We start from the raw sequence: 7,487 nt of genomic DNA on the forward strand, positions 1-7,487 counted from the left end.
TTAATCCTTTGTTAAAGTTAGCTTTTCTTATTCTTTTTTATCTTTTTAATATCGTTTGATATAGTTTTTTGACTTACCATAAGATAACTAGCTATTTCCGATTGTGTTTTTTTCCCCATTAATTGTTCTACCTGTTTTAATCTTTCATCTGGAGTTGTTTTAATATACTGAACTTTTTCTTGTCTTTGAAAATTTCCATTTTCCTCATATGTTACAACAGCTCCTTTAACCCCATCGTTTATTTTTATAACAGTTTTATTATTACTTATGTTAATACTATAATTTGCATTTTCAGGAAAATTGTTTTTTATACTATTTATAACACTTTCAACAACATTTACAACTTGGATTGTGTTGTTTTGAGCTAATTTATTTTGATTAGTATTTTCTTTAAGTTTATTCATATTTATTCTCCTTATTCATTGTAATATTATTACTTTACTTAGTAAGTATAGTTTTTACTAGTAAGTTACTAGTAGGAATTATACTTAAAATAAATTAAACAAATCTTAATTATTAATTATAAAAAGTTTAACTTTTGGAATAAAAAAATAATAATTTTTTTATTGTTATTATATAGTATATTAAATAAATATCTTTTACATTTTTTATATATATTTTTATACTATGTATTTAATATTCTTATGATATAATTATGATATGTAATAAATATCGTAAGGATAAATATGATTATATCCATCTGTAATGAAAAAGGCGGAAGTGGCAAAAGCACATTAGCTGTAAATTTAGCAATTAAGGCAGCTGAGAGTAAAAAGGTTTTATTGTGTGATAGCGATCCACAAAAATCTGTTATGACTTTTGTCAATATTAGAATGGAAGAAGGTATTAATAGAACATTCTCTGTTGTATCTAAAGTTGGCGAATCTTTAAAAGATTTTATACAAAAAGAAAAAAATAAAAATGAATATGACTTAATTATTATTGATACTGGCGGTAGAGACTCAAAAGAAATGAGAATAGCATTAGGTTTTTCAGATGTTGTAATCATTCCTACAATCCCAAGTCAATTTGATGTTAGTGTTTTAGATAAAATGTTTACAATTATTAAAATGGCAAAGGAATTAAATAGAGATCTACAAACATTTGTTTTAATCAATAAAAGCTCTCCAAATCCTTTTTTAAATAAAAAGATTGAAGATTTAAGAGCCTATATTAAAGAGCAAGAAGATGACAATATTAAACTTTTAGATAATATTATCTGTGAAAGAGAAAAATATAAGACTTGCATTCAAATGGGTTTAGGAATTAGTGAAACAGAAATTAATTCCAACAATAAAGCTTTAGAAGAATTTAATACTTTCTATAATGAATTAACAAATAAAATCAAAGGATAATAAAATGGGATTTAAAAAAAATACAAATGCAAATTTAGATAGTTTTATCGAAGGAGCTACGGGAGAAACTTCAGCACAAAAAACCTCTACGCAATCTGGAAGAATCAAAAGAGATAAAAAGCTTCTTGTAGGTTTTACAAGTGAAGAATATGAAAGATTATCAAGTATGGCAGAACAAATGGGTATGGATAAAGGTGCTTTTATAAGATTTAAGGTGCTAAATAACTAAAAGATATTTTAAAAATATAATTTTGATATGTATATAATATATAAAAAATATTATATACATATTGTAATGATACATACTATTAAAAAATAATACTTCAAACAATTTTAGATATAATTACATAATGGTAATAGCATATGTAAGAATTAGTACAGCAAAACAAGACTCAGAAGTCCAAAAACTCCAAATATATGAATATTGTATAAAAAACAAAATTAATATTGATGAAGTTATGGAAGTTGAAATGAGTTCAAGAAAAAGTTTAGAAAAAAGGCGTATGAATGAATTAAAAGATAAACTCAATGAAGGTGATTTATTAATTTGCACAGAACTTTCAAGATTAGGAAGAAGTATGCTTGAAGTTATTACATTAATATTAGAACTTTCTGAAAAGGGTGTGCAATTTGTTTTTTTACGACAACCTGAATTAAGTTCATTTAACAATCCTTCTCAAAAATTACTCCTTTCTTTCTACGCTTATGTTTCAGAAACAGAGAGAGACTTTATCTCACAAAGAACAAAAGCAGGACTTGCTAATGCACGCAAAAATGGAAAAAATATAGGTCGTCCTACAAATAGTTTTAATAGTATGTATGATAAAGATGAAGATCTAATAAAAGAGCTTATATCTAAAAAAATAACCTTACGCAATATTTGGAAATTTTTAGGCGAAAAAGGAACTTACAATAACTTTCATTATTTTTGCAAAAGAAGAAAATTGACATAATATATCATACTAATTTATAAATAATATTATATGGATATGTAAAAAATATCTATATAATATTTAAATTATATGTAATTAATATATATTTAATCAAATAATGTTATACTTCTAAAATTCAATTTTAATATTCTTTGTATAAAATGTTATTTCCCAAAAACAAAACATTTTCTTAAATAGCTATAAACAATTTTGATGCTGTTATTATGACACATTCGTAATTTAAATTGATACCTGCCCCTTAAAAGATTATAAAAGCTCTTTTGTGCCAAATCTGCAAAGATTTTAGAAGATTTAAATAAAAACAATAATATTCAGAAAGAATATGATATTAAAAATTAATTAGTAAAAGGCGATTATCTTTCACTTTAATAAATAAACAATCCAAATAGCCAGTGCTATTGAAACAAAAGACATAAGCTTAATTATTGCACGAAGGATATTATTCTTACCTTTTTCTTTATTGAAATCATCTTTGCAATATTGTAATAACTTATCATCACCTTCTTTTAGATATTGTAATTTTGCTAATTGATTACACATATCAAAAATACGAACTTCTTGAATATAATCAAAATCTTTTCTTATTTTTAAATCACTGATGCTATCTATACTAAAACTTGTATTATTTTCATTAAATATGAAACCTAAATTTTTATACAATTTATCCCTTCTTATGCGATTCTTGCAACTCTCTTCATTTTCATCATTTTCTTTACTCAATATATCATGAAAATTTGCCTCTGGAACATAACTTAAAGCGATTTCTAATATTTTATTTATTACAAATGTCCCTATACCTAGAGATTTATAATTATGATCAATCTCTACGCAAGAACTAAAACTCCAATGACTCATATATTTCAACTTCCAATAATTTCTTTTTTTATTATCATTTTTAAAAACACCTAATTCATTTTTCAAATATTGATAGTCTATAATTGCACATATTTCAACATAATAAAATTTTTGATTTTCTTCAAATGCTTTTATTTCAAAATCTAATTTAAAACAAACTTCTTTTTCATTTTTTTTGCAAATATAAAATTTGCTAGTATAAACTTCTTGTTTCATTATATTTTATTTCTTTCTCTTATAAACTACCCATCTCTTTCAATCTCATTATTCCTAGAATTTGTCCATCGCAAGCTACTATCGGTTCGTTCTCGCTTTCCTTGCTGTAGCTGATTGAGTGCATTGATGTGCATAGGCATTTGAGTTCCTTTTCGCTCATGAACCACAGACTGTTCGGACAATATTCGCATAGAGTCTCTTTCTTTGGCAGATTCTCTTGGGATATTTGATTTATTACTGGACTCTTGTAAGATTCTCTGTCTATATTGTTCTGTATAATCTCTCTCATTGTTTTCCTTTATAGCATATTTTGGATTATTTTTTTCATCTGATTGCAATGGTTTTAGCTCTTTTTCTCTACCTAAAACAGAAGCGTCCCAAACAGATTTTTTTGCCATTTTGGTTACTTCAAAAGTCTTTCCATTTGCTTTAATTTTTTTCTTAATTTGATATGTTTCTTGTCCTATAATTTTAAACTTTGCATATTCCCCTTTTAAAATTTTATTTTCTTTGATAACTCTTTCAAGATCATTACTCCATATTACAGCTATACCTTTTTTTGTTCTATATTTCACATAAAAACTATCTTTAGCTTTCTCATCAAGACTAAATTTATATTTTGCTTTTCCATAATCTAAAACTTGATAATAATGCATTTTAGTTTGTTCTTTATTTTTTTCAAGTTTATAGGATACTTCTTCATTGTTTTTTGAACGAATAGTTGCTTTTGCTTCCACACCTAAATTGTTTAATGCTTTAGCAAAAGATAATCTCAAATTCATTAAATCTGATTTTTTTGGATTAATTCTTTTTCCATTTTTATCTGCAACTTTTAAACAAACATGACAATGTGGATTGTCAGTATCATCATGAAAAGCAACTGCAAAAAAATTATCTGGATACATTTTTTTTAATGTCATTAAAACAGCTTTTTTCATTTTCTCTGGGGGTGCATTTTTATAATCTTGCATAGAAAAAACCATATTAATAGTATGTCTTTTTTCTTTTTTTTCTTGTCCAAATCTAGGAATAGGAGCACCCTCATTTTCATAAATTTTTTTTAAAATTTTTAACTCATCTTTTCCTTTTAATATATCAAAATCACTTGTAATTATTTCTATTGTTCCTTCTCTTGAAATATAATCTAAATGTTTGCAAACTGCTTGCAAATTTTTCGAGCCTGATGTAATTTTTACAACAACTTCAGTGTTTTTTCTAAAAACTTTATTTGTTTTATTTGATATATTTTTTTTAACAAAATTATATGTAGATTTAGATCCAACTTCTATTTTAGTATAAACTCTTTTTGCTATGATCTCATCATCAAAAATTTTAAATCTTGACATTAAATTCTTTCATTATTTTTAAGAATAATTTTTTCTAATTCTTTGGATAATTTTTCAATATTTATTGAAATATCCTCAAAAGATTTTTCTAAATTTTTTTCATTTATTCTCACGCTTTTTCCGCTTCTTAAAATTTTTAAAAGCTGATATATATTCCTTCCGATTGTGTTTATTTCTGTTCTTGCTAATATAAATTCATCGATATAATTTTTATCAAAAAATTTATCTTTATAAATATGATTTAAAGTTAAAATTCTTATTTGTTTTGTTGCAGTTCCATTTCCATTTTTCTTTGCAAAATCTGAAAATATTTTATATTCATCTTCAGTAAGTTTAAATCTAATTTCTTTTTTTGGTTCATTATTTTGATAATTTATTTTATCTATGGTGTTTATATTTTCTTTTTCATTATCATAAATATTTTTTAAAATTGTATTTATTATTTTACTAAAAGAAACTTTCATTTCTTTTTTTAGTCTAAGAAGATAAGAATAACTTTTTTCATCAAAATAAATATTAGTTTTTTTCATAAAAATTACAACACCTTTTATTGAGCCTCGCAGAGAATATTTTGCTATTTACTAAAAAAATAGTGTCATTTTTTGGAGTAAATAGCTATCCTGCTATTAATACATTTTTTACACCTGTATTTTAGTCAATTTATCTTTACATAAAAATTAATATTTTCAGCATTTATGATATAATTAATATATAAAAATTCACAAGGAGTAAGATGAAAAAAGATAGCAAAGAAATAGAATTACTCAAACAAGAGTATAAAGAAAAAATCCAAAAAGCAAAACAAAAAGAAAAAGAGAGAAAAGAGAAGCTTTGTAAGAAGATAGGCTCTGAAATTATCTCTTTGTTAGATAAAGATGATTTTAGAAATTTATTTTTTGATTATATTCAAAAAAATAATTTAGAAAAGATAAAATCATTATGTAGTGAAGTTGATGATTTTTTTAATATCAACTATACCAACAATAAGGAGGATAAAAGCAACTAAAAAAATATAAACAATTTTTACAATAATCCAAAAAAACAAAACCAAAAAACAAAATTATTAAGGATGAAAAATGGAAAACATAGATATACAAGAAAATGAAAACAAAAACATAACATTTGAAAATATAAAAGTAAAAGTTATTGATAATTCATCATTATGTGAAGAATATCAAGAGTGTGTTTTTAATGGAACTTATGACAATACATCAAACCCTAAAGAGATTGAATCTCTTTTTAATACTTTAAAAACTTTTGATTCTTGTGAAAAGCTAAAACGAATGGAAAAATTATCTTTTTCAAAACAAGAAATTGCATTTGAAATTATCACGGATGATTTAAAAATACCACTAAAGGTAAGATTAGGTGATGGACATTTTGAGAAAGGTTTAGATGAGTTAATTAAACTAGGTAGTCAAAATATTGATGCTAGTATTAACAAAAGAATCAATCCAAAAATAAAAGAAAATTTTGACAAAATATTATCTCCGCTTAAAGCTGAAAATTTTCAAAATATTCTAAATGGAACTTTTGAAGCAATTAAAGAAGTTGGAGTTTTATCAAATGCGAATGAATTTTCTAATTTTGTTTCAGAATTTTTAAAAGCTTACAAGGAAACTCAACAAACATCTGAAAGTAATAAAACCATAGATAATTCAAAAGATAAGAAAAAAGATAAAAACTATTTTTTTAAAAAAGTTGATGAGTTTTTTCAAAAAAAGCTTAATTCTCGTGAAAGGGAACATGTTCGGACTAACGAAAAATCTTTTTCTAAATCACTATAAAATTTAAAAGGATTATCGATGTATTATAATAGTTCAACCAACACCTCCCTAGCCCTTCAATCATTTAAAAAATCACTTGAAGAAGAAGGATTAATTATAGATAATTTACCTATTATGGATGGTAAAATTCATAGAGTAAAAACTACTAATGATAAAGGTAGAGAATTAAGTGGTGCTTATATTGGATATTTAAATAACAATTTTCCTGCAGGTTTTATACAAAATTTTAAAACAGGCATAAAGAAAAATTGGAAAATGCAAGTAGAAAAAAACTATAATGGTAATTTAAAAAGTTCTCAAGAATTACATAATCAAATAAAAAAAGATCAAGAGCTTAGAGAAAAAGAAATTTTAGCCTTACAAGAAAAAACTGCCTTAAAATTAGAAGATGAGTATAATAATGCAAGATGGGCTAATTCTAACCATGCTTACTTAAAGAAAAAAGGCTTTGATGAAAACTTTTATCTTAAGCAAGATAAAATGGGTTCATTATTAATTCCTTTAAAAGATGAAAATGGAAAATTATGGTCACTTCAAAGAATATTTTCAAATGGAGATAAAATCATAGGGGTAATTAAAACTCAAGAAGAAAAAGATCAAGGCGTGGAATATCTTGCAAAAAAACAAGGTTGTTTTCATATTATAGGAGCTAAAACACTTCATAATTTAAAAGAATTTTATTTATGTGAAGGTTTTGCTACTGGTGCTACTTTGTATAAAGCTTTAAATAAACCTATCATTATGGCAGTAGATGCTGGTAATTTAGAAAGTGTGGTTAAAAAACTAAATACTCTCTATCCTGATAAAAATATCACAATATTTGCTGATAATGATGTAAAAAAAGAATTAAAAGGATTAGAAAATACAGGTAAAAAAACAGCTTTAGAGATTAAAGAAAAATATTCTAATGTTAGTGTAATTTTACCAAATTTTACACAAGAGCAAAGCTCTCAAGGTATGAGTGATTTTAATGAT

General features: G+C 24.3%; 10 protein-coding genes. 6 read left to right on the plus strand and 4 right to left on the minus strand.

The features are described 5' to 3' along the window. Positions 1-17: 17 nt before the first annotated feature. Complete coding sequence (locus tag L8V79_RS07170) at positions 18-404, minus strand: HTH domain-containing protein (RefSeq protein WP_263703088.1); 387 nt, start codon at positions 402-404, stop codon at positions 18-20. 282 nt (positions 405-686) lie between these two features. On the opposite strand from L8V79_RS07170, the gene L8V79_RS07175 reads away from it, so the two are divergent. The 3 genes from L8V79_RS07175 to L8V79_RS07185 all read left to right on the plus strand — a co-directional run bounded on the left by L8V79_RS07175 (position 687) and on the right by L8V79_RS07185 (position 2,308). Next, complete coding sequence (locus tag L8V79_RS07175; RefSeq protein ID WP_195670666.1) at positions 687-1,355, plus strand: AAA family ATPase; 669 nt, start codon at positions 687-689, stop codon at positions 1,353-1,355. A 4-nt stretch (positions 1,356-1,359) separates the two neighbouring features. After that, positions 1,360-1,584 (plus strand): hypothetical protein, encoded by a 225-nt coding sequence (locus L8V79_RS07180; RefSeq protein ID WP_263703092.1) that lies wholly within the window; start codon positions 1,360-1,362, stop codon positions 1,582-1,584. Between the two features lie 121 nt (positions 1,585-1,705). Beyond that, positions 1,706-2,308, plus strand: a complete 603-nt coding sequence (locus L8V79_RS07185; protein ID WP_012662252.1) for a site-specific recombinase/resolvase — start codon at positions 1,706-1,708, stop codon at positions 2,306-2,308. Positions 2,309-2,668: 360 nt separating this feature from the next. Here the strand turns inward: L8V79_RS07185 and L8V79_RS07190 are convergent, their stop codons facing one another. From L8V79_RS07190 to L8V79_RS07200, 3 genes are read right to left on the minus strand one after another with little or no spacing between them, the layout of a single operon-like run. Beyond that, entirely contained in the window at positions 2,669-3,379 is a 711-nt protein-coding gene (locus tag L8V79_RS07190) for an N-acetyltransferase (protein WP_263703094.1), read from the minus strand. A gap of 26 nt (positions 3,380-3,405) precedes the next feature. Then, on the minus strand, positions 3,406-4,725 hold the full coding sequence (locus tag L8V79_RS07195) for a relaxase/mobilization nuclease domain-containing protein (protein WP_263703096.1): 1,320 nt from the start codon (positions 4,723-4,725) through the stop codon (positions 3,406-3,408). Beyond that, positions 4,725-5,255 carry a hypothetical protein gene (locus L8V79_RS07200; protein ID WP_263703097.1) on the minus strand — a complete coding sequence of 177 codons (531 nt, stop codon included), beginning with the start codon at positions 5,253-5,255 and terminating at the stop codon, positions 4,725-4,727. The genes L8V79_RS07195 and L8V79_RS07200 overlap by 1 nt, the downstream gene beginning before the upstream one ends. A 203-nt stretch (positions 5,256-5,458) precedes the next feature. On the opposite strand from L8V79_RS07200, the gene L8V79_RS07205 reads away from it, so the two are divergent. The 3 genes from L8V79_RS07205 to L8V79_RS07215 form a co-directional block, all read left to right on the plus strand. Further along, the gene (locus L8V79_RS07205; RefSeq protein ID WP_044599609.1) at positions 5,459-5,731 is read left to right on the plus strand and encodes a hypothetical protein; all 273 of its coding nucleotides are present in this window, start codon (positions 5,459-5,461) and stop codon (positions 5,729-5,731) included. A gap of 70 nt (positions 5,732-5,801) precedes the next feature. Beyond that, positions 5,802-6,512: a hypothetical protein gene (locus tag L8V79_RS07210; protein WP_012662288.1), complete on the plus strand. Its 711-nt coding sequence runs from the start codon at positions 5,802-5,804 to the stop codon at positions 6,510-6,512. 18 nt (positions 6,513-6,530) lie between these two features. After that, positions 6,531-7,487, plus strand: a 957-nt coding sequence (locus L8V79_RS07215) for a toprim domain-containing protein (RefSeq protein WP_263703098.1), incomplete at its 3' end; no start/stop codon positions are given.

It is taken from the genome of Campylobacter sp. IFREMER_LSEM_CL2194, assembly GCF_025771685.1.
In the GTDB taxonomy this organism is placed as follows: Bacteria; Campylobacterota; Campylobacteria; order Campylobacterales; family Campylobacteraceae; genus Campylobacter_D.

What these genes read in the sequence shown, in the direction of transcription:
- L8V79_RS07190 (WP_263703094.1), bottom strand. Translation starts at nt 3,379, where the DNA reads ATGAAACAAGAAGTTTATACTAGCAAATTTTATATTTGCAAAAAAAAT.
- L8V79_RS07195 (WP_263703096.1), bottom strand. Translation starts at nt 4,725, where the DNA reads ATGTCAAGATTTAAAATTTTTGATGATGAGATCATAGCAAAAAGAGTT.
- L8V79_RS07180 (WP_263703092.1), top strand. Translation starts at nt 1,360, where the DNA reads ATGGGATTTAAAAAAAATACAAATGCAAATTTAGATAGTTTTATCGAA.
- L8V79_RS07175 (WP_195670666.1), top strand. Translation starts at nt 687, where the DNA reads ATGATTATATCCATCTGTAATGAAAAAGGCGGAAGTGGCAAAAGCACA.
- L8V79_RS07200 (WP_263703097.1), bottom strand. Translation starts at nt 5,255, where the DNA reads ATGAAAAAAACTAATATTTATTTTGATGAAAAAAGTTATTCTTATCTT.
- L8V79_RS07205 (WP_044599609.1), top strand. Translation starts at nt 5,459, where the DNA reads ATGAAAAAAGATAGCAAAGAAATAGAATTACTCAAACAAGAGTATAAA.
- L8V79_RS07185 (WP_012662252.1), top strand. Translation starts at nt 1,706, where the DNA reads ATGGTAATAGCATATGTAAGAATTAGTACAGCAAAACAAGACTCAGAA.
- L8V79_RS07170 (WP_263703088.1), bottom strand. Translation starts at nt 404, where the DNA reads ATGAATAAACTTAAAGAAAATACTAATCAAAATAAATTAGCTCAAAAC.
- L8V79_RS07210 (WP_012662288.1), top strand. Translation starts at nt 5,802, where the DNA reads ATGGAAAACATAGATATACAAGAAAATGAAAACAAAAACATAACATTT.